Annotated in this window: 26 protein-coding genes; 15 read left to right on the top strand and 11 right to left on the bottom strand. The window is 74.1% G+C overall.

All coding sequences use genetic code 11. From position 1 onward, the window contains the following. Nucleotides 1-7: 7 nt before the first annotated feature. Both ABT299_RS13615 and ABT299_RS13610 read right to left on the bottom strand, forming a co-directional pair. The gene (locus tag ABT299_RS13615; RefSeq protein ID WP_500250954.1) at nt 8-1,351 is read right to left on the bottom strand and encodes a cytosine permease; all 1,344 of its coding nucleotides are present in this window, start codon (nt 1,349-1,351) and stop codon (nt 8-10) included. Then, nucleotides 1,348-2,298 (bottom strand): DUF1177 domain-containing protein, encoded by a 951-nt coding sequence (locus ABT299_RS13610; protein ID WP_387023821.1) that lies wholly within the window; start codon nt 2,296-2,298, stop codon nt 1,348-1,350. The genes ABT299_RS13615 and ABT299_RS13610 overlap by 4 nt, the downstream gene beginning before the upstream one ends. Nucleotides 2,299-2,399: 101 nt before the next feature. On the opposite strand from ABT299_RS13610, the gene ABT299_RS13605 reads away from it, so the two are divergent. The 4 genes from ABT299_RS13605 (at nt 2,400) to ABT299_RS13590 (ending at nt 5,289) form a co-directional block, all read left to right on the top strand. Then, complete coding sequence (locus ABT299_RS13605) at nt 2,400-3,200, top strand: IclR family transcriptional regulator (RefSeq protein ID WP_500250953.1); 801 nt, start codon at nt 2,400-2,402, stop codon at nt 3,198-3,200. Between the two features lie 11 nt (nt 3,201-3,211). Further along, complete coding sequence (gene pepE / locus ABT299_RS13600) at nt 3,212-3,919, top strand: dipeptidase PepE (protein WP_500250952.1); 708 nt, start codon at nt 3,212-3,214, stop codon at nt 3,917-3,919. Nucleotides 3,920-3,983: 64 nt separating this feature from the next. Then, a complete protein-coding gene (locus tag ABT299_RS13595) occupies nt 3,984-4,259 on the top strand; it encodes a hypothetical protein (protein ID WP_190857273.1) in 276 nt (91 codons plus the stop codon). A 46-nt stretch (nt 4,260-4,305) separates the two neighbouring features. Further along, complete coding sequence (locus tag ABT299_RS13590) at nt 4,306-5,289, top strand: ornithine cyclodeaminase family protein (protein ID WP_500250951.1); 984 nt, start codon at nt 4,306-4,308, stop codon at nt 5,287-5,289. Nucleotides 5,290-5,319: 30 nt separating this feature from the next. Here the strand turns inward: ABT299_RS13590 and ABT299_RS13585 are convergent, their stop codons facing one another. Beyond that, the gene (locus tag ABT299_RS13585; protein ID WP_500250950.1) at nt 5,320-6,042 is read right to left on the bottom strand and encodes a DUF1707 SHOCT-like domain-containing protein; all 723 of its coding nucleotides are present in this window, start codon (nt 6,040-6,042) and stop codon (nt 5,320-5,322) included. 188 nt (nt 6,043-6,230) lie between these two features. On the opposite strand from ABT299_RS13585, the gene ABT299_RS13580 reads away from it, so the two are divergent. After that, nucleotides 6,231-7,856 carry an acyl-CoA dehydrogenase family protein gene (locus ABT299_RS13580; protein WP_500250949.1) on the top strand — a complete coding sequence of 542 codons (1,626 nt, stop codon included), beginning with the start codon at nt 6,231-6,233 and terminating at the stop codon, nt 7,854-7,856. Nucleotides 7,857-8,022: 166 nt separating this feature from the next. Here the strand turns inward: ABT299_RS13580 and ABT299_RS13575 are convergent, their stop codons facing one another. Beyond that, nucleotides 8,023-9,894, bottom strand: coding sequence for a hypothetical protein (locus ABT299_RS13575; protein WP_500250948.1), 1,872 nt, complete (start codon nt 9,892-9,894; stop codon nt 8,023-8,025). Between the two features lie 178 nt (nt 9,895-10,072). Between ABT299_RS13575 and ABT299_RS13570 the strand changes: the two genes are divergently transcribed. Further along, entirely contained in the window at nt 10,073-10,333 is a 261-nt protein-coding gene (locus ABT299_RS13570; RefSeq protein WP_500250947.1) for a hypothetical protein, read from the top strand. 77 nt (nt 10,334-10,410) lie between these two features. Next, a complete protein-coding gene (locus tag ABT299_RS13565) occupies nt 10,411-11,037 on the top strand; it encodes a TetR/AcrR family transcriptional regulator (RefSeq protein ID WP_500250946.1) in 627 nt (208 codons plus the stop codon). Between the two features lie 62 nt (nt 11,038-11,099). Here the strand turns inward: ABT299_RS13565 and ABT299_RS13560 are convergent, their stop codons facing one another. Beyond that, nucleotides 11,100-11,807: a hypothetical protein gene (locus tag ABT299_RS13560; RefSeq protein WP_387023839.1), complete on the bottom strand. Its 708-nt coding sequence runs from the start codon at nt 11,805-11,807 to the stop codon at nt 11,100-11,102. A gap of 491 nt (nt 11,808-12,298) precedes the next feature. Here ABT299_RS13560 and ABT299_RS13555 point away from each other — a divergent pair, with 491 nt between their 5' ends. The 3 genes from ABT299_RS13555 (at nt 12,299) to ABT299_RS13545 (ending at nt 15,806) form a co-directional block, all read left to right on the top strand. Next, complete coding sequence (locus ABT299_RS13555) at nt 12,299-13,006, top strand: DUF4386 family protein (RefSeq protein WP_387023841.1); 708 nt, start codon at nt 12,299-12,301, stop codon at nt 13,004-13,006. A gap of 110 nt (nt 13,007-13,116) precedes the next feature. Next, on the top strand, nt 13,117-15,165 hold the full coding sequence (locus tag ABT299_RS13550) for a sensor histidine kinase (RefSeq protein WP_500250945.1): 2,049 nt from the start codon (nt 13,117-13,119) through the stop codon (nt 15,163-15,165). After that, a complete protein-coding gene (locus ABT299_RS13545; RefSeq protein WP_387023845.1) occupies nt 15,162-15,806 on the top strand; it encodes a response regulator in 645 nt (214 codons plus the stop codon). The genes ABT299_RS13550 and ABT299_RS13545 overlap by 4 nt, the downstream gene beginning before the upstream one ends. A gap of 143 nt (nt 15,807-15,949) precedes the next feature. On the opposite strand, the gene ABT299_RS13540 is transcribed toward ABT299_RS13545, so the two are convergent. Further along, nucleotides 15,950-17,335 (bottom strand): pyridoxal phosphate-dependent decarboxylase family protein, encoded by a 1,386-nt coding sequence (locus ABT299_RS13540; RefSeq protein WP_500250944.1) that lies wholly within the window; start codon nt 17,333-17,335, stop codon nt 15,950-15,952. Nucleotides 17,336-17,420: 85 nt separating this feature from the next. On the opposite strand from ABT299_RS13540, the gene ABT299_RS13535 reads away from it, so the two are divergent. Next, the gene (locus tag ABT299_RS13535) at nt 17,421-18,803 is read left to right on the top strand and encodes an aminotransferase-like domain-containing protein (protein ID WP_500250943.1); all 1,383 of its coding nucleotides are present in this window, start codon (nt 17,421-17,423) and stop codon (nt 18,801-18,803) included. Nucleotides 18,804-18,818: 15 nt separating this feature from the next. On the opposite strand, the gene ABT299_RS13530 is transcribed toward ABT299_RS13535, so the two are convergent. Continuing rightward, on the bottom strand, nt 18,819-19,439 hold the full coding sequence (locus ABT299_RS13530; protein ID WP_500250942.1) for a LysE family transporter: 621 nt from the start codon (nt 19,437-19,439) through the stop codon (nt 18,819-18,821). A gap of 145 nt (nt 19,440-19,584) precedes the next feature. Here ABT299_RS13530 and ABT299_RS13525 point away from each other — a divergent pair, with 145 nt between their 5' ends. Both ABT299_RS13525 and ABT299_RS13520 read left to right on the top strand, forming a co-directional pair. Next, entirely contained in the window at nt 19,585-20,085 is a 501-nt protein-coding gene (locus ABT299_RS13525; RefSeq protein WP_500250941.1) for a GNAT family N-acetyltransferase, read from the top strand. Further along, a complete protein-coding gene (locus tag ABT299_RS13520) occupies nt 20,073-20,642 on the top strand; it encodes a helix-turn-helix domain-containing protein (protein WP_500250940.1) in 570 nt (189 codons plus the stop codon). Before ABT299_RS13525 ends, ABT299_RS13520 begins: the two co-directional genes overlap by 13 nt. Before the next feature lie 112 nt (nt 20,643-20,754). Here the strand turns inward: ABT299_RS13520 and ABT299_RS13515 are convergent, their stop codons facing one another. Then, nucleotides 20,755-21,699: an SDR family oxidoreductase gene (locus ABT299_RS13515; protein ID WP_500250939.1), complete on the bottom strand. Its 945-nt coding sequence runs from the start codon at nt 21,697-21,699 to the stop codon at nt 20,755-20,757. A gap of 135 nt (nt 21,700-21,834) precedes the next feature. On the opposite strand from ABT299_RS13515, the gene ABT299_RS13510 reads away from it, so the two are divergent. Then, a complete protein-coding gene (locus tag ABT299_RS13510; protein WP_500250998.1) occupies nt 21,835-22,680 on the top strand; it encodes a helix-turn-helix transcriptional regulator in 846 nt (281 codons plus the stop codon). Between the two features lie 265 nt (nt 22,681-22,945). On the opposite strand, the gene ABT299_RS13505 is transcribed toward ABT299_RS13510, so the two are convergent. Continuing rightward, the gene (locus ABT299_RS13505; protein ID WP_190857295.1) at nt 22,946-23,704 is read right to left on the bottom strand and encodes a DeoR/GlpR family DNA-binding transcription regulator; all 759 of its coding nucleotides are present in this window, start codon (nt 23,702-23,704) and stop codon (nt 22,946-22,948) included. 73 nt (nt 23,705-23,777) lie between these two features. On the opposite strand from ABT299_RS13505, the gene ABT299_RS13500 reads away from it, so the two are divergent. Beyond that, nucleotides 23,778-24,992, top strand: coding sequence for an MFS transporter (locus ABT299_RS13500; protein ID WP_500250938.1), 1,215 nt, complete (start codon nt 23,778-23,780; stop codon nt 24,990-24,992). Here ABT299_RS13500 and ABT299_RS13495 read toward each other — a convergent pair. Next, nucleotides 24,989-25,879 carry an LURP-one-related/scramblase family protein gene (locus tag ABT299_RS13495; protein WP_500250937.1) on the bottom strand — a complete coding sequence of 297 codons (891 nt, stop codon included), beginning with the start codon at nt 25,877-25,879 and terminating at the stop codon, nt 24,989-24,991. The two genes, ABT299_RS13500 and ABT299_RS13495, sit on opposite strands and share 4 nt — an antisense overlap. 171 nt (nt 25,880-26,050) lie before the next feature. Continuing rightward, nucleotides 26,051-26,938 (bottom strand): CU044_5270 family protein, encoded by an 888-nt coding sequence (locus ABT299_RS13490; RefSeq protein ID WP_500250936.1) that lies wholly within the window; start codon nt 26,936-26,938, stop codon nt 26,051-26,053. Nucleotides 26,939-27,000: the final 62 nt, after the last annotated feature.

Below are 27,000 nucleotides of genomic sequence, written 5' to 3'. Positions count from 1 at the left end.
GCGCCGGTCAGGAGACGGCGGGCTCGGCCTCGGCGGGCGGCGCCGCGGACGGCGCGGAGGTCTCCATCTCGGCGCTGCCGGTCGCCCGCATCAGCCCGGCGAAGGCCAGCGCGACGTACAGCACCATGGCGGTGATCAGCGAGTTCAGCGCGGGGATGCCCCAGTCCACGAACTCGCCGACGCAGAACGCCGCGAGCCACACGGCCAGCGACCCGGGGATCCAGGTGGGCACCCGGTCGGGCAGCCGCCCGGCCGGGCGGGTGGCGTCCAGCACGCCGCGCCGCCGCCGGGCGATCCAGTACTCGGCGACGATGATGCCGCCGATGGGCGGGATCGCCACGCCGAGCAGGGACAGGAAGTCCTTGAAGTGGTCGAGGAAGCCGACCGCGGACAGGACGGTGCCCGCCACGCCGATCACGACGGTGACGGCGCCGCGGTGCAGCCGCTTCCCGAAGACCGTCCCGGCGAAGTTGACGACGCCGAGCGAGGACCCGTAGAGGTTCCAGTCGTTGATCTTCATCGTGGCCAGCACGACGATGATCAGCCCGGCGACGCCGGACGTGCTGAGCACGATGTCGGTGACGTCGCTGCTGCCGGCGGCGTGGCCGAGCATGACGCCCGTCATGCCCACGACGTACTCGCTGAGGATCATCGAGCAGGAGCTCTGCAGCAGCACGTGCCAGGGCCTGCGGTTGTAGCGGGTCATGTCCGGGGCGGTGATCGCGCCGGTCATGTAGCCGCCCGCGATGATCGTGGCCGCCGCCGGGATGGAGATGTGCGCGCCGGTCGGCGCGGCGTTCACCAGCTCCGACAGCGAGTGGTGGGACAGCTCGGTGCCGACGCTCCAGGCGACGAGCCCGAAGAACAGCGGCACCGCGATCCGGGCCACCCAGATCATGATCGTGAAGCCGTACATCACCAGCAGGGTGAGCACGATCCCGGCGACCACGCACCACAGCCAGGGCGGTCCCCCGGCCAGCCGGCACATGCTGCTGCCGAAGATGCCGTTCTGCACCCCGAACCAGCCGACCAGGCTGATCCCGATCACCAGGCTGACCAGCGCGGACCCGTTGCGTCCGAAGCCGGCGAAGCGGGTCAGCATCGTCATCGACAGGCCCTCGCGCTGCCCGGCGGCGCCGATCGCGAAGATGACGACCTCCAGGATCACCGCGCCGAGCGTGAACGCCCAGAACGCGTCCCAGAACCGCATGCCGACGCCGAGCGTCGCGCCGAGGACGAACTGCGACAGCGACCCGGACTGGGCGAGCCACTGCATCAGCATGGAGCCGAAGCCGTAGCGGCGCGAGCGCGGGACGCGGCTCAGCGCGTAGTCGTCGTTGCCGAGCTTCATGCGGCGTCTCCCGCCCCGAGGGTCTGCAGGTGGGCCAGCGAGCCGTAGCGGGCGACGAGCGCCTCGTACTCGGCCTGGTCGTGGAAGGTCAGCGCGCCCGCCCCGAAGCCCTTGGCGGCCTCGACGGCGAAGCGCGCGGCGGCGGCGATGTCGGTCTCGTGGCTGGCGCCGGTGGCGCAGCCCGGAACCGGCGCCGCCGCGGTGATGGCGAGGCCGACGACCGGCGCCCGCGTGGCGGTGGCGGGCTGCAGGATCGAGTTCAGGTGGTGGACGCCGTTGCCGTAGGGCGTGATGTCCTGGGTGGTGACGGGGAACGTCACGGCAGGCTCGCCGGTCACGACCGCGAGCAGTCCCGCGAGCTGCTCGCTGACGCGCAGCACGTAGCCCTGCCTGACCGTGGGCGACAGCGCCAGCCCGCGGTGGTTGATGAACGTGTTGCCCTTGGTCGTGTCGATGGACAGCACGGCGTCCATGTCCGGGGTGATCTCGTGCTCGTTCATCGTCGCGATGTCGACCGGGGAGTCCATGAAGGGCACCGGGTCGTGCGGCTGGGTGGGGGCGTCCGGGCAGACGTGGGTGGCGATGACCACGTCGCCGTCCAGCACGTCGCCGCGCGAGCGCATCTCCAGCAGCTTGGCCGCCGCGGCGAGCGCCGCCGCCGCGCCGTCGCCGTCGGAGGTGAAGCCGAGGATCTCGGGGCGGGCGCCGATCCCGCCCAGCCGGCCGACGATCCCGAGGGTGGGCGCGTCGCCGCCGCGGGCGCGGCCCCGGCGGCCGGGGACGCGCACGCGCACGAAGTCGGTGGAGCCCTTGTCGCCGTGAACGGTGACGACCTCGGCCCCGGAGCCCTCCGGCCCGGCCGCCCGGTCGAGGAGCTCGGCGACGGACTTGCCGCTCGCCGCGGGATCGTCGAGCCGGTCGATCACGTCGAGTACGTGCTTGAGCATGGACATTACCTCTGCCAACGGGTGAAGAGCGGGGTGTATGCCCAGGTTGCAGCGCTATTATCGAAATAAGCAACTTTGTCCCGCTATTTGCAACGGAGGCCATGGTGCCCGGATGGGGTTTCGGTGCCGACCGCAGCACGCCCAAGGGGCTGCTGCAGACCGCGGACCGGGCGCTGCTCGTCCTGCTCGGATTCGACCGCAACCGCGGGGACTGGGGGGTCACCGAGGTCGCCGAGGAGTTCGGCTGGGACAAGTCCGCCGCGCAGCGCATCCTCGCGACCCTCGCCCACCGCGGGTTCCTCGTCGCCGACCCCGACACCCGCCGCTACCGCGTCGGCCCCGCGGCCCTGCACCTCGGCCGCAGCTGGGAGCGGTCGGGGTCGCTGCGGATGCTCGTCACGCCCGTCCTCACCGACCTCAGCATGCGCACCGGCGACACCGCGCTGCTGTCGGTCCCCGACGGCTTCCACATCCGCTGCGTCGCGGCCGTGGACGGCGCGGCCGGGCCGCTGCGCTACTACCCCCTGGTCGACGAGATGTACCCGGCGCACGCGGGCGCCACCGCCCAGGCCTACTACGCCTTCGTCCCCGAGGACGAGCGGCTGAGGCTGTTCCGCGACCGGCCGATGGCCCGGTTCACCGAGCGGACGCTCACCGACGTCGGCGAGCTGGAGGCCCGCTTCCGGCAGGTGCGCGAGCGCGGATACGCCTTCACCGCCGGCGAGTACGACGCGCACGTCGCGACGCTCGCCGTCCCCGTGCGGCTGCACGGCGAGCCCTTCGGAAGCCTCAGCCTCGGCGGGCACGAGGACCGCTTCGCCGCCCCGCTCGACCGGCTTCCCGCGCTCCAGCGCGCCGCCGAGCAGGTCGAACGCCTCCTCACCGGATCCCGGCGCTCCTGAAAGGACCCCTTGTGGAACTGCTCCTGCTGTCCAACTCCACCGCCCATGGCCGCTCCTACCTGGAGCACGCCATGGAGGCGGTGACCGCGTTCCTCCCGGCGGGCGGGACGCTCGCGTTCGTCCCGTACGCGCTGGCCGACCACGACGGGTACACCGGCACGGTCCTCAAGGCGCTCGAACCCAGGGGCGTCACCGTGCGGGGCGTGCACACCACCGGCGGCCTCGACGGCGCGGACGCGGTCTTCGTCGGCGGCGGCAACTCCTTCCGTCTGCTGCGGGACCTGTACCGGACGGGCCTGCGCGACGCGCTGCGCGAGGCCGTCCCCGGCGGGCTCCCCTACATGGGGGCGAGCGCGGGCACGAACATGGCCTGCCCGACGCTGCGCACCACCAACGACATGCCGATCGTGCAGCCGCCGAGCTTCGCGGCCCTCGGCTTCGTCCCGTTCCAGATCAACCCGCACTACCTGGACCCGCAGCCCGGCAGCACCCATATGGGCGAGACCCGCGAGCAGCGCCTCACCGAGTTCCTGGAGTGCAACAACGTGCCGGTGCTGGGGCTGCGGGAGGGCACCTGGCTGCGGGTGTCGGACGGGACGGCCACGCTGGGCGGGAAGCTGGACGCCCGGCTGTTCCGGCGGGGCGAGGAGCCCCGCGAGCTGCCCGCCGGCTCGGACGCGTCCTGGCTGCTGTCGGCGCCGGCGGCGTTCGACGCCTGACCCGGCCGCGCGGGCGTCCGCCGCGTCACGTTCGGCGCGCCCGGCTCCGGGTATGCGGCCCCGCATGGACGAGCGTGAGGATTCCGGACACGAGCCCGAGACGACGCACGACCGCGACTTCGCGCCGGTGAACCAGGGGTCGGACGCCCGCGGCCGCACCGTTCCCGGCGCCTCCGTCCCGGCGCGCGTGCCGGGCGAGGACCCCGCGGAGCGGGACGCCCGCCGGGAGGACGAGATCAGCGGCACCGGCACGCCCGGCGTGGGCACCGGCCACCCCGACGCGCTGCCGGCCGACGAGGAGGGCGTCCGCGAGGCCGAGCGCGGCGACGACTCCCGCTGACCCGCGGCGACGGCGTTCTGTCCGAGGCGGCCGCTAGGGTCCCGCCGTGCTCGTTCTCTCCCGGCGGGACGTCGAGGAACTGCTCGACGTCGACGCGCTCATCGACTCCCTCGCCCCCGCGATGGCCGACCTCAGCGCCGGCCGCGCGCACGTCCCCGAACGGACCGCCGCGACCGTCCCGGAGCGGGACGCGCTCCTGCTCGACATGCCGGGCCACGCGCCGTCGGCGGGCGCGCCGGCCAGCAAGCTCGTGTCGGTGTTCCCCGGGAACGCCGGGACGGCGCTGCCCGTGCGGCAGGCGGTGATCGTCGCGTTCGACCCGGCCACCGGGGAGCCCGCCGCGCTGCTCGACGGCACCCACATCACCGCGCTCCGGACCGCCGCGTGCGCGGCGCTGTCCGCGCGGCTGCTGGCCCGCGACGACGCCTCGGTGGTCGCGGTGCTCGGCACCGGCGTCCAGGCGCGGGCGCACGCGATCGCGGTCCCGCGCGTCCGGGACGTCCGGGAGGTCCGCATCGCCGGCCGCGACCACGCCAAGGCCGCGGCGCTCGCGGAGGAGCTGTCGGGCGCCGTGGACGCCGACGTGCGCGCCGTCGCGGGCTACGCGGAGGCCGTCGCGGGCGCCGGGATCGTCAGCGCGGCCACCTACGCGGTGGAGCCGGTCGTCCGGCGGGAGTGGCTGGCGCCGGGGACGCACGTCACCTCGATCGGCTACAACCCGCGCGGCCGGGAGGTCGACGACGCGACGATCGCGGACGCCGCGCTGTTCGTGGAGTCCCGCGCGGCGGCCCTGGCGGCCGTCCCGCCGAACCTCGACCTCGCCGAGCCGCTGGAGCGCGGCGTCATCACGCCCGCGCACGTCCGGGCCGAGCTGGGCGAGGTGATCGAGGGCACCCGCCCGGGCCGCACGTCGGAGGAGGAGATCACGCTGTACAAGTCGGTCGGCGTGGTCGTCCAGGACCTCGCCGCCACCGCGCTGGTGCTGCGGGAGGCGCGGCGGCGGGGCGCCGGGACGGAGGTGCGCCTCTGAGCGGACGCCCGGGGTGCGCGGCGTCGCCGGTCAGGCGTCGGGGCGGCGGTCGCGCCACCACGACGCGACGGCCCGGCGGATCGGCGCGTGGTGCTCGTCGTCCACGATCTTCACATCGCCCATGAAGGCGTTCGCGGTGACCCGGACGATGGGGATGCGCTCCCCCGGGCAGGGCTCGCGCACCTGGACGCGGCGGTCACCGAGGAAGGCGTGGCCCATCAGCTCGACCGCCACCCCGTCCGGCACGATGATCTTCACGTCGCCCATCACGGCGGTGGCCGAGATGTGCACCTCGCCGGTCGGGACCTGCGCGCCGCGCAGGTCCAGCTCGACGTCGCCCATCACCGACACCGCCTCCAGCGGGCCGTCGATGCGCCCGACGATGCGCTCCTTGCAGTCCCCCATGACGGCGCTGAACCGCCGCTTCACCTGCGGCGGCGCCGGGTTCGCGCCGGGCGCGCCCATGCCGGGCAGGTCGGCGGTGATGTGCTCCAGGTCGGCGCGGGTGACGGCCGCGTAGGCGGCCTCGGTCCGCTCGGTCAGCTCCTCGAAGGTCAGCCGCCCCTCCACCGAGGCGACCCGCAGCCGCTCGACCACGGCCTCGCGCTCGGCGTCGGAGGCCCGGACCGCCCCGTGAACGGGGGTCGTCCCGGCGGGATCCGCCCCCGGCCCCGCGGGGTGGAGGTCCTCCCGCCGCCGCCGCGGGCGGCTCGGGCACGGCGGCCGCCCCTGCTGCGGACTGGACTGACTCATGGTTCCGAAGTTATGCCCCCGCGCCGCACGGACAATCCGCCGCGCGGACGAGATCGCCCCACCACCTGAGGAGGATGCCCCGGCAGGCGGGGCGGAGGCATGATCGTCCGACCGGCCGAACGCGGTTCTGTATCCTGCGTCGGGGGACGTCCCCCGCGAACCGGCCTCCGCAGCACAGGAGCAGCGCAGTGACCCACGAGGTGTTCAACCAGGTTCCCCCGCTCGCCGGCCACGACCTCGCCGACGACCCCGCCCTGCTGGACGGGCTGGAGCGCGAGGGCGCCGGCTGGGCCGCCCCGGAGGTGCACGAGCTGGGCCTCCTGGCGGGCACCGAGCGCGCCCAGGACTGGGGCCGCCTCGCCAACGAGAACCCGCCCGTCCTGCGCACCCACGACCGCTATGGGCACCGCGTCGACGAGGTGGAGTTCCACCCGGCGTGGCACGAGCTGATGACCGTCGCGGTGACCCATGGCCTGCACGGCTCCGCCTGGGCGGACCCGCGCGAGGGCGCGCACGTCGCCCGCGCCGCCAAGTTCTACACCTGGCGGGTGGACGCCGGGCACGGCTGCCCGATCTCGATGACGTACGCCGCCGTCCCCGCCCTGCGCCAGGCCCCGGAGCTGGCCGCGCGATACGAGCCGCTGCTCGCCAAGCCCGAGTACGACTTCGGCCTGCGCGCCCCGCTCACCAAGAACGCGCTGCTCGCGGGCATGTCGATGACGGAGAAGCAGGGCGGCTCGGACGTCCGCGCCAACACCACGCGGGCGACGCCCCAGCCGGACGGGACGTACCGGCTCGTCGGCCACAAGTGGTTCACCAGCGCCCCGATGTGCGACGTGTTCCTCACCCTGGCCCAGGCGCCGGAGGGCCTGACCTGCTTCCTCGTCCCCCGCGTCCTGCCCGACGGCGCGCTCAACCCGCTGCGGCTGATGCGGCTGAAGGACAAGCTCGGCAACAAGTCGAACGCCTCGTCCGAGGTCGAGTACGAGAACGCGGTCGCGTGGCGGGTCGGCGACGAGGGGCGCGGCGTCCGGACCATCATCGAGATGGTCAACATGACCCGGCTGGACTGCGTGATCGGCGCGGCCGCCGGCATGCGGCAGGGCGTCACGACCGCGGTGCACCACGCCGCGCACCGCAAGGCGTTCGGCGCGTACCTCATCGACCAGCCGCTGATGCGCAACGTCCTCGCCGACCTCGCGGTCGAGTCGGAGGCCGCCACTGTCCTGATGACACGGCTCGCCGGCGCGACGGACCGCTCGGTGCGCGGCGACGCGTCCGAGGCGGCGTTCAAGCGACTCGGCCTGGCGGTCAGCAAGTACTGGGTCTGCAAGCGGTGGCCGGCGCACGCCGCCGAGTCCCTCGAATGCCTCGGCGGCAACGGCTACGTCGAGGAGTCGGGGATGCCGCGCCTGTTCCGCGAGTCCCCGCTGAACTCGATCTGGGAGGGCTCGGGCAACGTCGCCGCGCTCGATCTCCTGCGTGCGACGCTACGCGAACCGCAGACGCTGGAGGCGTTCTTCGGCGAGGTCGAGCTCGCCCGCGGCGCCGACCCGCGCCTCGACGCCGCCGTCCAGGAGGCCAAGGACGCCTTCGCCGACACCGCCACGATCGAGTACCGCGCCCGCCGCGTAGCCGAGCGCCTCGCACTCGTCCTCCAGGCATCACTGCTGGTCAGGCACGGTCACCCGGCGGTCGCCGACGCCTTCTGCGCCACCCGCCTGTCCGGCGACTGGGGCGCCGCCTTCGGCACCCTCCCGCCGGGCCTCGACCTAGCCCCGATCATCGACCGCGCCACCCCGAAACTCGGCTGAGCCCACGCTCGGAATCATTGGTCGGAGCCCGCCGAGGCACCGCATCGGCCGGTCCACGACCGCAGATCCGCGTCGAGATCGGCGCGGCCTGCGAGCGGGTCCCGCCGCCGGTGCGGCAGGCGGCGCAGCGCCGACCGCGCTGCGAGGCGAGCCGCGACTCCGTGGCTCAGGGGAAGGCGACCGGGTCGTAGTCGGTCGGGTCGGGGCAGTGGTCCTCGAACCAGCGGCAGACCTTCCAATTCCACTCCCACAGGCGGTGGGGGTCGGTGCAGAAGAGGGCGTAGGTCTCGGCGATCAGTTCCGCGTCGGACCGCTCGGCATAGCGGGTGATGGGCGTGAAGCCGAACCGGCGGGCCATGTCGCCGAAGTCCCGGGCCAGCCTCGACTTCCTGAGGATGTCGGGGACGGGACCGGTGAGCGCGTTGGTGAGCGCCTCGGTGAGCGTTCCGGCCTGCGCGCACTCGGAGAGGGCGTCGCTGCCGGTCACCGCCGTCGCCGCCGTCATGAGCTCGCCCATGGTCTGCCGCATGGCCGTCTGCGCCGTCGCGAGCCCCTGCTTCGCGGTGACGATCCCGCCGGTGTCGCAGGTCTCCAGCGCGACGCACAAGACCTCGACGGCGCGGGCATACGCCTGCTCGGCGGAGGGGTAGACCTCGATCGCCTCCGTCCACGGCCTCAACGACCTCCGGTAGGAGAGCTTCGAGCTGTAGACGTCCTTCAGCTTCCGCGCGAGGGCGGAGGCGTCGCGGTAGGCCGTGGCGCGGCCGGCCTCCCACGACTGCCTGGCCAGGTGCGAGGGCAGCTGCCCGATCGCGTGCCCCATCTCGTGCAGCACCTCGAACTCGCAGACCGGCCCGGCGTCGCCCGGCGGGCCGCAGCAGCTGAGCCCCTGGTGGTCGAAGATCGGCTGGTAGACGTGCAGGTGCGGCGGGTCGGGCAGGGGGCGCTCCTGGACCGGGTCGTACGTCCTGTTGAGCCCGGCGTGATAGGCCCCCACGTGCAGTAGCGAGGCGCCGACCGGCCTCGGCGGCACCGCACCGCGGATCAGCGCCGTCCCCGCGAGCCGGCTGCGGCCGTGCGCCGGGAGCCGCGACAGCGCGCCCGCCGTCAGCGCGATCTCGGCGGGCCGCCACTCGGCGCCCCCCTGCCCCTCGATCCCGGTGAGCCCGTAGGCGGTGATCAGCTCGGCCTTCATCGCGTCCGCTCCCCGCGCGGAGACGAACTGGGCCGGGTTGCGGTCGGTCGATGCTCCGAGCCGTTCGGCGCGGACCACCCGATCGCCGTCGACCGAGATCTCGTAGTGGACCGGGCCGCCGGCGCAGGCGACGGTGACCTGCCAGGTCCAGCCGGCCGGCGACCAGGTGGGGTCGTCGTCGAAGGCGGCGTAGCACAGCCGGAGCATGTCGTTCAGCACGTCCCGCTGCTCGTCCTCGGGGACGAAGTCGAGCACGGCCGTGTAGCCGCTCACCGCCAGCGTTTTGACCGGGTCGGACCTGGGCTCCAGCGCCGGCAGCGCCGCCTTGAACAGCCTGACCTGCGTGCTCCCGCCTTCGGTGAGGGCGTGGACGGCCCTTCGCCGCAGCGAGTTCAGCGGCCTGCTCTGGAACTCGTCGGTGTCGGTGAGCGCGCGCACTCGCACGACGCCCAGCGCGTCGGGGCCGACGGTGACCGCGCACCGCCTGAGGCCGCGCAGGATCCGCGGCCGCTGCGTGGACGGCGCATACTTGACCATCAGCCCGAGGTATCGGGCGTACAGCTCCGACCACAGCAGGGTCAGCTCCGCCGCCTCGCGCTCGCTCGGCGTCACGCCCGCCAGCTCCGCCGACGTGATGGGGCACAGTTCGATCCAGTCGGCCGCGAAAGCCCCCAGCGCGGCTGGGTCGCTCTTCTGCCCCTGCGCGGTGATGACCCGGTCGAGCAGGCCCTTCGCCGTCCGCAGCCGCTCCATCCGCGCCACGTGCGTGCGCGGTCCCCGCGCCCGCCGCCGCACCTGCTCCACCTCGACGGCCAGGTCATGTACGGGCGACGACGGATACATGGATCTCCTCGGCCTACGACGACCCTGCGGCCCTTACGACGCTAGGTCACTTCACCGTCCCTCGCCAGCACAGGGACGACCGAAACCCCGCCGAAGGCCGAGGCCGCGCTGGTTCGCGGGGGACGATCGAGCCGCGTACCTGGTCGCAGTCCAGCACCTCGCGCCGCACCCGCGGGCCGTGCTGATCCTGCGAGACGTGCTCGCCGCACTGCCGCGCGTCGAAGTCCGCTGCTCGATGCCGCCCACGCCGGGCCTGTACGTCGGCCGCGACGCGGTGGTGATCGACTGGGGCGAGGACGGCTTCGATCGCTTGAGGGGCCCTGTCGGCCTGCGACACCGCGCCGGTGACGGCCTCCTTGTCGGCGCGGAGTGCACGGCCCGCCGGTTCCGTCTCGCGCGGGATCGCCCATTCCGGGGGCGGCCGCCCACGGTAACCTGAACACAGGTGTGCGAGCTGGATGTCGTATCGCCCGTTCAGGATCATCGGCATCGGCGCCGGCGTTGGAGGAGGCGGCTGTGGCGAGGGCGTCGGACAGCACCGGCACCGAGGCTCCGCGAGCGCGGCGCGCGGACGCCCGCCGCAACGCCGAGGCGATCCTCGACGCCGCCGTCGCATGCCTCGCCCGCGATCCCGACGCGAGCGTCGTCGACATCGCCGCGAGCGCGGGCGTCGGGCGTGTCACGCTCTACGGCCACTTCAAGACCCGCGGCGAGCTGATCGACGCGGCTCTGGTGCGCACGGTCCGGCATGCCGACGAGGTTCTCGATGCGACCGACACCGCCGGCGATCCGGTCGAGGCGTTCACCCGTCTGGTGGCCGCCTCATGGCAGATCGTGGATCAGTTCGGCAACATCCTGCTGGCCGCGCAGCGCGAGCTTCCCGCGGAGCGCATCCGCGGCGTGCACGACCGCGTCCTGCGTCGTATCCGGTCCGTCATCCAACGAGGACGGTCCACGGGCGCCTTCCGCACGGACCTGCCGATGCGGTGGATGGTCACCACCGTCTTCAGCCTCGTTCACGCCGGGGCCGAGGACGCCGCCGCCGGGCGGGTGAAGGCCGACCAAGTCGCCGGCCTCATCACCACCACGCTGCTCGCGGCCTTCACCGCGCCTGGGGCGACGGTCCCCGCGCCTCACGACTGAACGCCTTCGGGCGCCGTCGACGCGGGGATCGGGAAGGGCTCCGAGCCCCGCGGCCGGCGCGGTCACGCTCGGACGGCCTCGTCCGCGGCGGGCCGATGGATCTGGCCGCCGGTGCGGCCGAGCAGGACGTATCCGAGCGCGAACGGCGCGGCGCCGGCGATCTCGATGACCGACGTGAACGACGAATGCGGCCCGAGGCCCATCAGCGACACCGTGCCACCGAGCGCGTACACGATGCCGCCGAAGCCGAGCAGCAGCCCGGTCCAGCCCCGGCCGTTGCGGCGGAGCAGCAGGGCGAGCAGGAGGTACCCCAGGGGGAACAGGACGTTGGCGGCCAGCACGATGGTGCCGCTCTCGAAGTCGATGTCCGCGGAGGTGTGCACGCGCTCGGGCGCGTACATCGCCGTCGCCGGGTTGTGGCTGCCGTCGAAGACGATCAGCCCGAACCACAGCATGGTGCCGACCAACGCGGTCAGGACCGCGAGAAGCCCGCCACTGGTGAGCCGGCGCGTGCCGAGAGCCAGGACGCCGGCGAGGCACACCGCCAGGATCAGCAGGCCGATGGCCTCCAGCGTGTGCGTGAAGATGTACCAGTCGGCGTCCGACGCGATGTCGTGCCCGTCGCGGGCCGGGTGCAGGATGACGGTGAGCAGGAAGAACGGCCCGCCGATGAGTCCGGTCACCTTCGCCACGGACCGCAGGAACCGCGTGTCGGCCCCGACGTCCGGTCTGGGAATGGTCGGGGCGTTCTGCGCCGGGTTGGTGCTCATGGACTTTCTTCCCCTCTTGCTGTGCCGGTCGGATCGAGTCGCGCCGACCGTCGGGCTCGCCGACCCCGGTCCGCCGAGACCTCCAGCGGCGAGGGATCCGCTACGGCCGCTCCTCTCGCCTCCATCACAAACTCGAACAGCCGTGTTTGAATTGCAGGCTAGCATAACTCGTACAACCCTGTCTTAGTTAGTTCCGGGCGGCAGGTCCGATCCGGAACCGGCCGCCTCGGATGCCGGGTCCGGCCGGCGCCAGGCACGCCCGTTGACGCCCCGCCGGGCATGGTGGCGAGCGCCGCGCCCACGGCGATCAGTAGAACCCGAAAGTCGCCGTACCACCCCCGACCGGCGGCCGGTACGAGCCGCGGTTCACGCACTGCGGCATCCGCGGCGCGCCGGGCTTCCTCCCTGAGCGGCGGGACCGGCGGCTCTGTGTCCCGGGACGCGTCCGCGTCCACTCTTCGAGTGACCGTCCACTGTGAAAGGAGCAGGTCATGGACATCAGGACACTCGCGCGGTCCGGGGCCGCCGGCACGCTGGTGATCGCGCCGGCGGTGCTGCTCGCCGCCGGATTCGTCAACCCGGTCGGCGACACCGACGGCCAGAGCGTGGCGGACCAGGTGGCGAAGGTCGTCGCCCACCAGGGCGCGATGCGGGCGGTGCTCGCGCTGGACGTGCTGACCCTGCTGGTCGTGCCGGCCGTGCTCGCCGTCGCTCGGCTGGCCCGGCGGGGCGCGCCGCGGCTGGCGCTGGCCGGCGGCTGGATCGCCGGCGCGGGATGGCTGGCGGGAGTGGTCGGGCTCCTGCCGCTGGACGCCGTGCTGTACGAGGCGGCGCGCAACCCCGGGCCGGGGACGGCGGCGCTGGTCCACGCGATCGAGGGCGACGCGCTGATCGGGGTCCTCACCCTGGTCTTCGTGCTCGGCCACATCGTCGGCGGCGTGCTGCTCGGCGCCGCGCTGTGGCGGTCCCGCGCCGTCCCCCGGTCCGCGGGGCTGCTCGTCGGGATCACTCCGCTGATCCACCTGGCGTCGCACATCGCCGGCTCGCCCGCCGTGGACGACGCGGCGAGCGTGACGATGCTGGCCGGGTTCGCGATCTGCGCGGCCGCCGTCGTCCGGCTGCCCGACGGGGACTGGGACGCGGCGCCGGCCGACCCGGCCGCTCGGCCGTCGGCCGAGCCCGCCGCCGCACGGCCGTGACCACCGGGACCTCCGGCCGGCCGCCGCCGGCCGGAGGGCGCCGTCGCCCGCGGGGGCGGCGGCGGACGCCCCTCTGGCGGCCTGGCCCGCAATGGCCGACAATCGCTGCCATGAGCCGCCCGCTGCGGGTGACCGCGGACGCCGCCGTCGCGCTGGCCGCCGCCTCCGCGGTCCTCGCGGTGCTGCTGGCGGCCCGTACCCCGGACGCGCTGCCGGTGCTGTTCGCGGTGACCGCGGTGGTCTGCCTGCCCGTGGCGCCGGTCGGCGCGGCGGTGGTCCGCTCCCGGCCGCGCAACGCGGTGAGCTGGATCCTCCTGGCGGCCGGCGTGTGCCTGCCGCTGAACATGGCGTTGCAGATCGCCGTCGCCGCCGCCTACGACCACGGGGACGGCGCCATCCCCGCCCCGGCCCTGCTGGCCACGGTGAACACGTTCGCGGCGCTGGCGGGCGTCCCGCTGGCGGCGACCTTCGGCCTGCTGCTGTTCCCGGACGGGCGGCTCGGCGGCCCGTCCCGGCGGCGACGGGCCCTCGCCGCGGTGTGCGGCGCCGAACTCGCCGCGATCGCCTGCTGGGCGCTGTTCTCACCGACGATGATCGACTATCCGGACCGGGACAACCCGACGGGGCTCCCGGGCGCGGCGGGGCGAGCCGCCGAGGGCGGGGTGCTCGCCATCCTGCTGCTCGGCCCGATCGCCCTCGCCACCTCCACCGCCCTGATGCGCCGCGCCCGGCGGACCCCGGACCCGGCGGGCCGGGCGCTGCGGCTGGTCGCGGGCGCCGGCTACGCCATCGCCGCGTCGCAACTGATCTGCGTGGCCGTGGGGATGAGCGGTGGTGACACGGTCGTGGTCAGCGCGCTGGAGAACACCGCCGCGCTGGTCCTCGGCGCCGCCGCCTGGGTCGGGATCGTCCGGTACGGCCTGTTCGACCTGCGCCGGGTGATGCACCGCGCCCTGATCTACGGGCTGCTCACCGCCGGGGTCGTCGCCGTCTACCTCGTCCTGGCCACCGCCCTCGGCGCGCTGGCCGGCGGGCGGCTCCCCGGCGCGCTCGCCACCGCCGGCGCGGCGCTCACCGTCCTGCCCCTGCGCGACCTGCTGCAACGCCGCGCCAGCCAACTCGTCTACGGGCTGCGCGACGAGCCCGCCACGGTCGTCGGGCGGCTGGGCGACCGGCTGCACGCCGCCGCCGAACCCGCCGACGTCCTGCCGGCCGCCGCCCGCACCATCGCCGAGGTCCTGCGCCTGCCCTACGCCGCGATCGAGGTGGGCGGCGTCGCCGTCGCCGCCCACGGGGTGCCGGGCAGCGGGCACCGAGAGTCGCTGCCGCTGCCGCTGCCGCTCGCCGAACCGGGCGGCGACGCCGCGGGCGGCGCGGCGGGGATGACGGCCGCCGGCCGGGGCGGCGAGGCGGTGGGGACGCTGGTGCTGGAGACCCGCGACCCGGCCGAACGGTTCGGCGCCGCCGAGCGGGAGCTGCTCGGGCAGCTCGCCCGGCAGGTCGCGGTCACGGTGCGCGCGCTGTCGCTCGCCGCCGAGCTGCGCACCTCGCGTGAACGGCTCGTCGGCGCCCGTGAGGAGGAGCGGCGGCGGCTCCGCCACGACCTGCACGACGGGCTCGGCGCGTCCCTCACCGGGATCGCGCTCGGCATCGACACCGCCTGCCGGGCCCTCCCGGCCGGCGCCGCGACCGGCCTGCTGGCGCGGCTGCGCGCCGAGACCGAGAACGTCATCGCCGAGATCCGCCGGATCGTCTACGACCTGCGGCCCGCCGTGCTGGACGAGCTGGGCCTCACCGAGGCCGTCCGGTCGCACGCCGCGCGGCTCGGCGGCGTCTCGATCGCGGCGCCCGCCGCGCTGCCCGCGCTGCCGGCCGCCGTCGAGGTCGCCGCCTACCGGATCGCGGTGGAGGCGCTGACCAACGCCTCCCGGCACGCCCCCGGCGCACGCGTCGAGGTGGAGCTGGCGTCCGGCCCGTCCGGCCTGGAACTGGTGGTCCGCGACGACGGCGGCGGGCTGCCCGACGGCTTCCGGGCCGGCGTCGGCATCACCTCGATGCGGCGCCGTGCCACCGAACTCGGCGGCACCTGCACGGTGACGCGCCGCGACCCGACCGGCACCGTCGTGCACGCCGTGCTGCCGCTCGCGGAACCGGCATGATCCGCGTCGTGGTCGCCGACGACCACCCGCTCGTGCTCGAGGGCCTGCGCTCCCTCATCGAGGACACCGCCGGCACCGAGCTCGCGGGCCAGGCCACCACCGGCGACGAGGCCGTCGCGGTGACCCTGGAGCAGCGCCCCGACGTCGTCGTCATGGACCTGCGGATGCCCGGCGCCGACGGTGTGCAGGCCACCCGGCGGATCCTCCGGGAAGCGCCGGGCACCGCGATCCTCATCCTCACGATGGTCGACGAGGACGCCTCCCTGTTCGCCGCCCTGCGCGCCGGAGCACGCGGCTACGTGCTCAAGGGCTCGGGCCCGCAGGAGATCCTGCGCGCCATCCGGGTCGTCGCCGACGGCGAGGCCATCTTCGGCTCCGCCATCGCCGGCCGGATGGCGCACTTCTTCACCGCCCCGTCCCCGCCGTCCGCCTTCCCCGACCTGACACCGCGCGAACTGGAGATCCTCACCCTGATGGCGGCGGGCACCGGCAACAACGCCATAGCCCGCCGGCTCATGCTGTCGGAGAAGACCGTCCGCAACAACGTCTCCAACATCTTCACCAAACTGCGCGTCACCGACCGCGCCGCAGCCGTCGCCAAAGCCCGCGACGCCGGCCTGGGCAACCCGCCGCCGCCCTGATCACATCCCCACCACCGCCCTCGGCATCGGCCTCGTCCCGCACGCGCCGTCGGATCGGACGAGGACCACGTGACCGGCTCGGCCAGCCGATCCGCGGACCGCGTCCTGACCGGGGCGGCGGCTCGGCCCGTCGTCCGCAGTTCCTATGACGGAGTGTCCAGGCAGCCCCTCAGAGCCTTCGTGATCCGGTCGACGTCGGGTCGGGTGGTGCGCCAATTGCTGAAGGCGGCTCGAAGCGCGGGCACCCCGGCATAGGTGGTCGGGGTGAGGAAGGCGTCCTCCGCCAGTTCGGCGGCGAGGTCGGCGAGCCGCTCGGCGGTGGGCTCCGCGGCCAGGGTGAAGCAGACGACGTTCAGGCGAACCGGTGCCAGCAGGCGCAGCCCGGGGATCGCCTTGATCGCCTCGCCGAGAGCGTGTGCGCAGGCGATGTTCCGCTGAACGATCTCACGGTGCCCGGCCCGTCCGTAGGCCCGCAGCGTGAACCAGGCGGCGAGGGCGCGCAGGCGCCGCGAATTCTCCGGCGTGAGGTGGACGTGGTCAGGGGTCTCGCCGAGCGGGCCGAGATAGGCGGCGGCGTTCTGGAACACCCGCACCTGGAGATCCGGGCGGCGGGTGAACTGCACGGCGCTGTCATAGGGGACGTTCAGCCATTTGTGGAGGTCGATGCAGATGGAGTCGGCGGCGTCGAGCCCGGCGACCAGGTCCGTGTGGTCCGGCGACAGCGTCGCGAAACCTCCGAAGGCGGCGTCCACGTGCAGCCAGAAGTCGTGGCGTTCCCGCAGCGCGGCGATGGCGCGGAGGTCGTCGAAGTCGACGGTGTTGACCGTGCCGGCGTTGGCGACGACGACACAGGGGCCGTCTGCCTGCGTCAACGCCTGCTCCAGCGCGGCGAGGTCGACTGCCTCCCGATCGTGGACGGTCGGCACGGGGATCAGCGCGGTGCGGCCTAGGCCGAGCATGGACAGGCCCTTGGCGATGCTCGAATGCGGGCTGCCGGACAGGACGGTGACTCGTCCCAATGCCGACGCGCCCTCTTCCGCCACGCTGACGCCCGCGCGGTCGCCCAGCCATTCGCGGGCGATGGCCAGGCCCACCGTGTTGGACATGGTCGCGCCGCTGACGAACGTGCCGTGATGCGCGCTGCCGAGGCCGAACAGGTCGCGCAGCCAGTCGATGGTGCGGCGTTCGAGTTCGGGCGCCGCGCCGTCGAGCGCCGAGGTGGGGTTCTGGTCGGCGGCCGCGGTCAGCCAGTCGCCCGCCAACGCGGCCGGCGTGGCGCCACCGGTGACGAAGCCCAGGTAGCGGGGGCCTGGGCTCGCCGAGAACAGCGGGGCCCAGGTGCGGGTGAACTCCTCGAGCGCCGCCGTCAGCCCGGCTCCCTCCTCGGGGAGCGGTTCTGGGGCGGGCGGACGAAGCGGCGGGACGACCGGCTGCTCGTCCAGGCGGCCGAGGATCCCGGTCGCCTGGACGCGAGTCGCCTCCAGCAGGGCAGGCAGTTCTGCGAGATCGGCGGCGAGGCGTGGGTGCATGGGAGGCTCCGATTTCCGTGGTTCCAGGTGGACGGTATCCAGAGCGGGGTGCGAAACACTGGTCCAATAAGAGCAAACTGGACCAGTGCACATCACGGACAACCAGCTGGCCGCCGCGCTGGGCGCATGGCGCAGACCAGGTGCCGCCCTGGCACGAGCGCTGGCCGACGCGGTCGGCGACGCGGCTCTGGACGGACGGCTGCGGGTCGGCTCCCGGCTGCCCGCCGAGCGCCGTGCCGCCGCGGCGCTCGGCGTCAGCCGCGGCACGGTGATCGCGGCGCTGGGCATCCTGCGTGACGAGGGATGGGTCGACACCCGTCGCGGCAGCGCGAGCACGTTGCGGCTTCCGCCGGCGGCCACGACGCGCATCGCGCCGTCGTCGGCCGTCGGCGAGCACGGCGCGATCGACCTGCGCAGGGCGGTTCCGGCGGCACCGCACGCCCCCTATCAGCGGGCCGTGCTGAGAGCGGCCGAGCGTTCCGGCCCGGTCCTGGCCGAAAGCGGGGAGACCGGCCCCGGGCTGCCCGAGCTGCGATCACTGCTCGCGGACCGCCACACGGCGGAGGGGCTCGCCACCCGGCCCGAACAGATACTGATCACCTCGGGAGCGCGCTCGGCCCTGGCGCTGCTGTCGGCGCACCTGCGTCCCCGGGTCGTGGCCGTGGAGATCCCGACCTATGTCGATCCGCTGGCCGGCTTCCGGGCCTCCGGCAGACGCCTGGTCGGCTGCCGGGTGACCGCGGACGGCTGGGACCTGGACCAGCTCGACGGCGCCTTCCGCACCGCGGCGGGCGGGATGGCCTACCTCGTCCCCGACTTCCAGAACCCGACCGGCGCGCTCATGCCGAAAGCCGACCGGCAGGCCGTGGGCCGGCTGGCCGAACGGCACGGAGTGACCGTGGTGGCCGATGAGACCATGCGCGATCTCGACCTGCGCGACACCCCCGCACCGGTCCAGCGGATACCCGGCTCCCTCCTCATCGGGTCGGCGGCCAAGACGATCTGGGCCGGGCTGCGGGTCGGCTGGATCCGCGGGCCGGCCGCGCTCATCGGCGAGCTGGCCCACCATCCCCTGTGCGAACCGCTGTCGGCGGCGCCGACCCAGCAACTGGTCGCCGCCGAACTCCTGCGCGACCTGGAACCGCTGCTGCGGGACCGGCGGGCGGCCCTGCGCCGGCAGCGCGACCACCTGAGCGGGTTGCTGGCCGGAGACGACCGCTGGCGGTTCACGGTCCCTCCAGGGGGCCTCGCGCTCTGGTTGCGCCTGACCACCGAGCGAGCCGATCTCGTCACGACACGCGCCCGCGCCCACGGACTCGAACTGTCTCCAGGTCCGTCGTTCGCCGCCGACGCCACCCACTCCCACCACCTCCGCCTGCCCTACACCCCGCCGGTCAGCACGCTGGACCGCGTCGCCACCGTCCTGGATCTCGCATGCGGCCATCAAGAGACGCGAGGAGCCGGATGAGCTGTGCCCGGCCCGCTACCCGACGAACGTCCGCACGGCCAGCGCGGCGATGAGCGTCCCGGCGACCACTCCCGTCACCAGCCGTCCCCGGTACCCGGTGAGCAGGCGGCCCAACGCCGCACCGGCGAGGACCACCGCCATCTGCCAGACGGCGGACGCCGTGAACGCGGCGACGGCGAACGCGGACCGGTCGACGGCGTCGAAGGCCTCGAAGCGGCTGCCGATGACGATGGCGGCGAAGTACAGGACCGTGCCCGGGTTCATCACCGTGATCCCGATGAGCCGCAGGTAGGCCCGTCCAGGTGAGGACGCTCCCGAAGCGTCGAGTGGGCCGGACGGGCCGCCGCCCTCGCGGACCGCGTCGATCACGACCCGCACGGCGATCCACAACAGCACGGCGGCGGCGACCCAGCGGAGGGGGCCGACGACCGGTCCGACTACGCGGCTCACCACCCCTCCCACCGCGACCGCGACGGCGCTGTAGAGACCGTCCACCGTCGCGACGCCCAGGGCAGCGGCGGCACCGACCCGCACGGGCGCCATCGAGCTGAGCAGGAGCAGGTAGACGGCGACGGCTCCGACCTGCATGGCGATCCCGAGGCCCGCGACGGCTCCGGTGGCGAGCGCCGTCGTCATGGGCCGAGCACCGGTCGCATCCACCGTCGGGCCGAGGCGGCGGCCGGCATCGCGAAGCGCTCATATAGTGGATACATGTCCACTATGATAGAAACCGTCCATCGTTGACCCCACCGTATTTTGAGCGGGTGAGACAGGAGTCCGGATGACGCTGCGTTTCGAGCTCGACGACCTGACCCGGCCCGAGGTCCATGGGCTCTTGGAAGAGCATCTGGCCGACATGCACGCCACCTCGCCCGCGGAGTCGGTCCATGCGCTGGATCTGCACGAGTTGCGCGCCGCGGGGGTCGAGTTCTGGTCGGTCTGGGAGGGCCCGGAGCTACGCGGCTGCGGCGCGCTCAAGGACCTCGGCGGCGGCGACGCCGAACTGAAGTCCATGCGGACGGCACGGTCAGCGCGGGGACGGGGCGTCGGAACGGTCATGCTCCGGCACCTGCTGAAGGTCGCCGCCGCGCGCGGCTACCGGCGGGTGCTGCTGGAGACAGGGAGCCAGGACTTCTTCGCACCGGCCCGGCGGCTCTACACGCGGCACGGGTTCGCCCTCTGCGAGCCGTTCGCCGACTACGTCCGGGATCCCAACAGCGTCTTCATGAAGCTGTGCCTGGACGGCGGCGCCGTTCCCGCGGTGAAGCCGTGTCCACTTTGATGGAGAGCCCGGACGGCCTCGGACGGCGGATCAAGGCGGAACGGGTCCGGCGCGGCTGGTCGCTGGCCCGGCTCGCGGACGCCTCCGGGGTGTCCCGGGCGATGATCAGCAAGATCGAGCGGGGCGAGAGCAACCCGACCGCCCTCGTCGTCGGCAAGCTCTCCGCCGCGCTGGAACTGACCATGACCGCGCTGCTGTCGCCGGCCGAGGGAGGCGCCGACGGGGTGCGGCGCGCCGCCGACACCCCCCACTGGACGGACCCCGACACCGGCTACCTCCGGCGCCAGATATCGACGCCGGGCTTTCCCGCCGACGTCACCGAGATCGTGCTGCCCGCGGGCGCCCGGGTGTCGATGCCGGCCGGGACGTACGCGTTCATCGCCCAGCTCGTCTGGGTCCTGGACGGCGAGCTGACTCTGGCCGAGGGACCGACCTCACACCGTCTCACCAGCGGAGACACGTTCGAGCTCGGCGAGCCCCAAGCTCGCGAGTTCATCAACGACACGACCGACGAGTGCCGTTACGTCGTGGTCGTCACCCGCAAGGCCACGCCCTGACCTTCTTGCACGGCGTCCTTCCCGACGAGCCGCGCGTGGTGACGGCCCACCGCCTGGACACTCCGGAGACGGAGGGTGCCGCTTGGCTGGACCAGCGAGACCGGGTCCGCTCTCAGGCGCCGGGGATGGGCACTCGCGTCAGTTCTTCGGAGATCCGCCAGACGCGCTGGGCCTCCTCGTCGCTGCGCAGGGGGCCGTAGAGCTTCTGCTCAGCGGGCGGGCCGCCCAGGTGCCCGAGTCCGCGCGGTCCGTAGAACGCGCCGCCTTCGGCGCGAGGCGAGGTGGCTGCGTAGAGGGCCGGGAGCTTCGCGGTCTCGACGCTCCCGAGGAGGATGCCCCGTCCGGACAGGGCGCGGATGACTCTGCGGCCCGCGGTCTCCTCGTCGCGGCCGAGTTCGGGGCGCGCGGCGAGGAGGTTGGTCGGCGCGACCCCCGGATGGGAGAGGTTGCTCGTGACGCCCCAGCCGCCCGCCCGGCTGCGCCGGTCGAGTTCGAGGCCGAACAGCCCGAGCGCGATCTTGGACTGCCGGTAGGCGCGCATGCCGTCGTAGGAGCGTTCCCAGTCCAGGTCGTCCCAGTTGACGGCGCCCCGGCTCGCCGCCACGCTGACCTGCGAGGTCACCCGCGCGCGGCCGGCGCGCAGCAGCGGCAGCAGGTGCCCGACGAGGGCGAAGTGCCCCAGGTGGTTGGTGCCGAACTGCAACTCGAACCCGTCGGCGGTCGTCCGCCGGCCGGGCGGTGTCATGACGCCGGCGTTGTTGACGAGGATGCGGATGGGCCGGTCCTCGTCCAGCAGGGTCTTGCCCAGCGCGGCGACGGAGTCGAGCGAGGAGAGGTCCAGCTCGCGCAGCGACACCGTCGCGCCCGGGGCCTGCCCGCGGATCGCGGCGACCGCCGCCTCGCCCTTGCGCGTGTCGCGGACGGGCATGACGACCTCGGCTCCGGCGGCGGCGAGCCTGGCGGCGATGCCCAGTCCGATGCCGTCGCTCGCTCCGGTGACGACGGCGCGTCCGCCGGAGAGGTCCGGAACGGTGATGTCGATTCGCTTTCGTGGCACGGTTCACTCCCCAGAGGTCTTGTCGCCCACCCCACGGTCACCGAGGCGGCCGCCGCCATCCAGGACCTGTCGATCCGTGGTTGCCGTGCCAGGCGGCCGCTAGAAAGGAAGCAGCACCACGGGAGGACGAGCATGGTGATCGATCGGCCGGGACTGGCGGAGTTCCTGCGGCGCCGCCGCGAGTCGCTGCAGCCCGAGGACGTCGGCCTTCCGCGCGGGCGGCGCCGCAGGACCAGGGGCCTGCGGCGCGAGGAGGTGGCCGCCCTCTGCCACATGTCGACCGACTACTACGCCCGGCTGGAGCGCGAGCGCGGCCCGCAGCCGTCCGAGCAGATGATCGCCTCGATCGCGCAGGGCCTCTACCTCTCCCTCGACGAGCGCGACCACCTGTTCCGCCTCGCCGGCCACAACCCGCCCGCGCGGGGCGCCGACGGCGAGCACGTCGGGCCCGGCCTGCTGCGCATCCTCGACCGCCTGCACGACACCCCCGCCGAGATCGTCACCGAACTCGGCGAGACCCTGCGGCAGACCCCGGTCGGCGTCGCGCTGACCGGCGACACGACCCGGTACACCGGTCCCGCGCGCAGCCTCGGGTACCGCTGGTTCACCGATCCCGCCGCCCGGCGGCTGTACGCGCCCGAAGACCACCGCTTCCTCTCCCGGATGTTCGCCTCCGGCCTGCGCGAGATCGCCACGCTGCGGGGCCCGAAGTCCCGCGCGGCGCGCTACGCGGACCTGCTCCTCGCCCAGAGCGAGGAGTTCCGGGACGTGTGGAACGGCCACGAGGTCGGCATCCGTCCCCACGAGGTCAAGCGTTTCGTTCACCCCGAGGTCGGCGCGTTGGAGCTGAACTGCCAGACGCTGCTCGACCCGCACCAGTCGCACCACCTGCTCGTCTACACCGCGACCCCGGGCAGCGAAAGCCACGAGAAACTGCAACTGCTCTCCGTGATCGGCGCGCAGCCGCTCGGCACCGCCTGAGACAGGCTCTGCCTTGGTCGCCCGCCGTCATTCGTGGGGATTCGGCCCGGTGGGCCGGGCTGCTTGCGGGCTGAGGCGCGCGAGACCGAGGGGCTTCCTCTTCCGGAGCGGCGGCGGCCGTCGTTCCGCGTCGTCGCGGCAGACCGCGACGGAGAGGGTGGCGGCGTAGATGGTGAGCCGTCGTCACGGGGTCAGTGACGGCGACCGCCGCCGCTGCCGGGGCTCCTGAGTGCGGGCCGGACGGTGCGGGCCGGACGGTGCGGGGTCAGACGGTGCGGACGGTCACGCCCGCGGCGGCCAGTTCCGCGACCCGGTCGCGGGGGGCGGAGCCGTCGGTGACGACCGCGTCCAGGTCGGACGCGGGGCCGACGAACGCGAGCGCGGTGCGGGAGAGCTTGGCGGCCTCGGTGACGGCGACGACGCGGTGGGCGGAGGCGATCGCGGCGCGCTTGACGGCGGCGTCCTCCAGGTCGTGGGCGGTGAGGCCGTCCGCCGCGGTCAGCCCGCAGCAGCCGATGATCGCGGTGTCGAAGCGCAGCGCGGCCAGCGACGCCTCGGCGAGCGGGCCGGTGAGCGCCAGCTCGCCGGGGCGCGGCCGGCCGCCGGGCACCAGCAGGGTCAGCCGCGGCGCGCCCGCGAGCGCGTTGATCGCGTGCAGCGACAGCGGCATCACGGTCAGCCGCCGGTGCTCCAGCGCGCGTGCCACCTCCAGGCAGGTGGTGCCGCTGTCCAGCACGACGGACTCGCCGTCGGCGATGAGCGCGGCGGCCTCGGCGGCGATGCGGCGCTTGGCCTCGACCTCCTCGTGGACGCGCACCGCGAACGGCGGCTCCTCGCCGCGCAGCAGCAGGGTCCTCGCGCCGCCCCGGTAACGTTCGAGGACGCCCTGGGCGGCGAGGTGGTCGAGGTCGCGCCGGATGGTCATCTCCGACGCGCCGGTGAGGCCGGCCAGCTCCGCGACGCCGATGCTGCCGGCGTCGCGCACCGCCTCGGTGATCCGCCGCAGCCGCTCCGTGTCCGCCATACTCGCGATCGAACACCATTCTTGTTCGGAATGCAAGGTTTCGATGCAGGAGGATGTTCGTTATGTTCACTATATGGAGCGAACGCTACGGGCGGGCCGGTTGGCCACCTTCGTCTACTTCGGCCTGTCCGGGTTCATCCTCGGCATGTGGGTGGTGCACATCCCCAGCATCGAGCATCGGACGGGGATCGACCACGCCGAGCTGGGCCGGCTCCTGCTGCTGCTCGGGGCGGGCTCCTTCGCGGGCATGCAGGCCATCGGGCCGCTCACCGACCGCTTCGGCGCGCGCAGGGTCGTCCCGATCGGCGCCGCCCTGAGCGGCGTCGCGGTCGTCGGACCGGGTCTGGCCACGAACGCCTGGACGCTCGGGGCCGCGCTGGCGGTGCTCGGCGCCTGCAACGGCGGCGGCCTGAACGTGGGCATGAACGCGCACGCCGTCCAGGTCGAACGGGGGTACGGGCGGCCCGTCATGTCGGCGTTCCACGCGACGTACTCCATCGGCGGCGTGCTCGCCTCGCTCGTGGGCGCCGCCACGCTCGGCGCGGGCGTCCGCCCGGCCGTCACGCTCACCGCCGTCGCGGTCGTCTGCGTGGCCGTCGCCGTGGCGGCGGCGCCCGCGCTGCTGAGGCCGGAGCCCGCCCGCGCGACGGCCGGCGCGGCGGCGCGGCGGCGGACGCCCTGGCGGATCTGGGCGCTGGCGGCACTCGCCCTGGTGATCATGCTGTGCGAGGGCGTGGCCAACGACTGGAGTGCGCTGCACCTGCGCCGCGTCCTGGACGCGCCCGCCGCCACCGCCGCCCTCGCCTACGGCGCCTTCGCCACCACCATGACGATCGGGCGGCTGCTCGCCGACCGTGCGGCGGCCCGGCTGGGCGCGGTCGCCGTCCTGCGCTACGGGGCGTCCGCCGCCGCGCTCGGGATGGCCGCCGCCGCCCTGTCCCCGTGGATCCCGCTGGCGCTGGCCGGATGGGCGGTGTTCGGAGCGGGGCTGTCCGGCTGCGTGCCGCAGCTGTTCAGCGCCGCCGGGCACGCCGACCGCGACGCCGCCGGCGTCAACGTCTCCCGGGTCGCCGGCATCGGCTACCTCGGGATGCTCGCCGGGCCCGCCGCCATCGGGGCGCTGACCGGCGTCATGCCGCTCAACCTCACGTTCTTCCTGCCCGTCGCGTGCTGCGTCGCCGCCGCGGCTGCGGCGGGGGTCCTCCGCCCGCGCGCGGGCACCGCCGGCTCCGTCCCCGAACCGGCCGTCGACGCGGCGGGCGGCCGCGCCGAAGGGCGGTGCGGCTAGAGCCAGCCGCCGATGCTGCGGTTCTGGGAGACCGCGGTGTCGAACGCGAGCGGGCAGGCGAGGACGAGCGTCCGCATCGGCTCCTGCAAGGGCGCGTGCATCCGGAGCACGTAGCGGTCCGCGCCGGTGAACATCTGCGACAGCAGCTCGCCCATGCCCTCGAACCCGCGCTGGATGCGGGCGATCTCCTGCTGCTGCCAGTCGGTGATCCGGCCGCTGAGCAGCTCGTAGTAGCCGAGCTGCTGCTCCTGCGCGCCGAGGATCTCCCAGCCCCGCATCGCGCGCTTGCGCAGGTGCCCGATGAGGCCGCCCTGCGCGGTGAGCACCTGCATCTTCGGCGTGCCCATGAACCCGTACGGCTTGTAGAAGTGGAAGTACGGCATGCCGTCCGGGCGGAAGATCGTCAGCTTCCGCTCGGCCTTCGTCTGGCTCCCCTGGTTGACGACGCGCAGGGCCTTCTTCGCCCCGCTGACGCCCTGCTCCCGGACGTGCGCCGCGGGCTGCCCCTGCGGGCTCCAGATCGTGTAGTTGGCCTCCGTCGAGAAGAACTGCGCCGGCTGGTCGTAGACGAGGATCGGCGAACCGTACAGGTCGGCGGGGGCCGTGCCGTACTGGCCGGGATGCTGCTGCTGCGGATAACCGCCCTGCTGCGGGTAGCCGCCTTGCTGCGGCGCGGGGTACCCGCCCTGCTGCGGCGCCGGATAGGCGGGCTGCGGCGGCGGGTACCCGGCGGGCGCGTACCCGTTCGGCGGGTAGGCGGGCTGCGCCGGCGCGTACGGCGGAGCGGGCGGCCCGCCGGGCGCCGGGGCGCCGTAGCCCCCCGGCCCGTAACCGGGGTGGTACGGGCCGCCGGGGCCGGGCTGGGCGGGAGGCGGGGGGTAGCCCATGAAGGCTCCTGTGCGAGGCGTGGCAGCGCGATGGTCAGGCGACACGATAGCGCCGCCATCTCGCATTCTTCGCGCCTTTCCGGACGAACCGCCCCGCCTCTCGGACGGCGCGGCCCGCACCCGGGTGCCCGCCCGTCCGGGGACGGGCGCCGGGCGCGGGCCGCGTCCCGTTCAGCAGTTGGAGATTTCCGCTCCCGGCACGGGCTCCGGGACCTTGTCGACGATCTCGGTCCGCACCACCGCGCTGGCGAACAGGGTCGACCCGCGCTTCCCGAGCTGGTCGCTGGAGCGGGTGACGACGTTCCGGGTCCCCAGGTACCGGTGGGTCACGGGGTCGAAGACGAGCTCCTCCCGCACCCCGTCCCGCGTGCGGGTGACCGCGACGCCGTGCCGCCCGACCGCGTCGACCGAGTCGCTCGCCAGCCGCACCCCGGAGATGCGGGCGATGGCGCGGAACAGCGCCGCGCGCACGGCGGGCGGCGCCGGCCGGTCGATCAGGTCGATGACGGCCTCCCACTGCCGCTCGGCCCGCGTGCCGTCGCCGCTGGTCGCCAGCAGCCGGAGCAGGGCGTCCGGGTCGGCGGGGACGTCGCCGAGGTAGGGCCGCTCGATCGGCGGCACCTGCCCGCAGGGCTTGAGGACGCTGTCGCCGTCCGGCGGGACGCCCTCGTCCGGCCGGGGCCGGATCCAGTTCTTCAGGCGGACGAGTCCGGTCCGGGACCCGTCGACCGAGATCCACGACTGGTTGCGGTCCTTGTACCAGCGCCCCGTGTTCATGACCCGGCGCAGTTCGATCGTGTCCTGGTAGACGAACTGGTCGGGCCGCGGGACCGGATCGGTGCCGGCGCGGTCGGCGGCCTGGTCGAGCAACGCCCCGACGGCGGCGGGCGGCGGGGGCGGCTCCGCCGGCCGGTACGTCGCCACGACGGTCGCCCCCACGGTCGCGCAGGCCGCCGCGGCGACCCCGGACAGCAGCAGCGGCCGGCGGGGGGGGCGCCGCCCCGCGGGGGGGTCCCCGCCCGCGGGGGGGTCGGGAGGCGAGTCCGCCCGGGAGGTCACCGGGCGTGGGGGCCGGTGGGGCAAACGGTGGTAAAACCCAGGTGTAAGACGGCGTCGTCGTC

Origin of the sequence: Spirillospora sp. NPDC000708, assembly GCF_040299565.1 — a bacterium.
Lineage (GTDB): Bacteria > Actinomycetota > Actinomycetes > Streptosporangiales > Streptosporangiaceae > Spirillospora.
This window is presented reverse-complemented; position numbering and strand designations above follow the sequence as displayed.